The sequence below is a fragment of the Rhodanobacter sp. DHB23 genome (genome assembly GCF_014842975.1).
In the GTDB taxonomy this organism is placed as follows: Bacteria; Pseudomonadota; Gammaproteobacteria; order Xanthomonadales; family Rhodanobacteraceae; genus Rhodanobacter_A.
Window position 1 is genome coordinate 1 of the sequence record NZ_JACYXK010000004.1, and the last position, 1,531, is coordinate 1,531.

At 54.7% G+C, this 1,531-nt stretch carries 3 protein-coding genes; all 3 read left to right on the forward strand.

The window, feature by feature from the left end; translation table 11 throughout:
* Window positions 1-113: 113 nt before the first annotated feature.
* The 3 genes from IHE47_RS00020 to IHE47_RS00030 all read left to right on the forward strand — a co-directional run bounded on the left by IHE47_RS00020 (window position 114) and on the right by IHE47_RS00030 (window position 1,258).
* A complete protein-coding gene (locus tag IHE47_RS00020) occupies window positions 114-347 on the forward strand; it encodes a hypothetical protein (protein ID WP_192102879.1) in 234 nt (77 codons plus the stop codon).
* 69 nt (window positions 348-416) lie between these two features.
* Window positions 417-809, forward strand: a complete 393-nt coding sequence (locus IHE47_RS00025) for a hypothetical protein (protein ID WP_192102881.1) — start codon at window positions 417-419, stop codon at window positions 807-809.
* Window positions 810-874: 65 nt separating this feature from the next.
* On the forward strand, window positions 875-1,258 hold the full coding sequence (locus IHE47_RS00030) for a hypothetical protein (protein ID WP_192102883.1): 384 nt from the start codon (window positions 875-877) through the stop codon (window positions 1,256-1,258).
* The last annotated feature ends 273 nt before the right edge of the window (window positions 1,259-1,531 follow it).

The following is a 1,531-nucleotide window of genomic DNA, read 5'->3' on the forward strand; positions in this document are numbered from 1 at the left end:
GTTGCTGGATATCGGCTCCGCGCACAGCCACGACCTGATGATTGATGGGAACTATGATTGTCGCTGCTTCGGGGCGTTTCTCAACAGCCTGTTAACTCCAGCGTTAGAACTCTATGCTCTACACCGACGGCAGCGAAGCGATGCTTGGTGACGAAGTCGCCATTTCCGGCAACTATCGTGGTGTTGTCGTCGCATCCATGGACCGCGCCGAGTACTCAGCAGCCTATCCAGAGGCCCAATGGGCCTATCTCAAGAAGGGGGTACTAATGGAAACGGATTTTGGTGGCCTTGTGCACTACGAAGACTCCGAGCACGAGCACTTCGCTCTCATCAGGCGCGCAAAGTAAGTTCTAACAACTCGTTCAAGGCGGACGCCTCCGGCGCCGCTTAACTCAAGCGTTAGGCGTCAAGCAGCCATGGATCTTCAAGCGCCATTTGTCACCCCAGACCCAGCCCGTGATCCGTTCTTCGATGGGGCGCAGGAAGAAACCGCCACGTTGTCTTTCATATGCCAAGGCTGTAGTACGCCGATCGTCTTGAACGTTCTGCAGTTCGTGTCAAAAGCCAACTCGTGGTTTAGAGCACTCGCCGAGCCTGAGCGAGCGCAAGTTATCCAGTTCTTCGGCTGTACGGTCGGCGAATACGACAGGCATCCGGTCGTTAAATCTCATGACCCCGGCTTCCCCTACTTTGGTGTCAGCGTATGTCGCGTATGCGGCACCGGTCACTTGCTATACGTAAGTTTCTATGAGCGGCAATACACAAGGTATATTGCAACGTTCCAGGGGGCGGCCAAGGTTGGCGCCTAACAACTCGTTCAAGGCGGACGGCTTCGCCGCCGCTTAACTCCAGCGTTAGGCGCCAGGGAAATTCAATGAGCTACGACCTCATGGTCTTTGATCCAGACGCCGCTCCAAAAGAGCGTGAATCTTTTATGTCGTGGTACGACAAACAAACGGAATGGTCGGAGGATCACAGCTACAACGACCCGATTGTCACCGCGCCTGCACTGCAAGCTTGGTTTCGAGAGATGATTCAATTCTTCCCGCCCATGAATGGCCCACTAGCGGCGGACTCCGACGCATCCGAGGTTACAGATCATTCGATCGGAAAGAGCGTTATCTATTCAGCGTTTGCTTGGTCAGTCGCAGAACACGCGTATAACAAGATGCGAGAGCTTGCTATCAAGCATCGCGTCGGATTCTTTGATGTAAGCTCAGACGATGGGGAAATTCTATTCCCCCCAGCAAGCAATTGAGTACGGCGCTGTGAGGGTGATGGGCTTGGCGCCTAACATTTCGTGTATGGACTCCTCGTGCAACTAGCCGGTGTGCTGTGGCGGTTGATACCGGGTGAATGAATCGGTTGCAGTCGTGTATTCGGCCTTGGGGTGAGCGGATAACGCTCGGGCCATCATGGAATCCGCGAATCGAAAGCCAATCGTTCGGAGCGGCCTCGCAGGCCAGAAGTGTTATCGGCTTGGTTCGATTCGGGACCGACACATTCGCCATGACACAGATCGCCCTGGCAA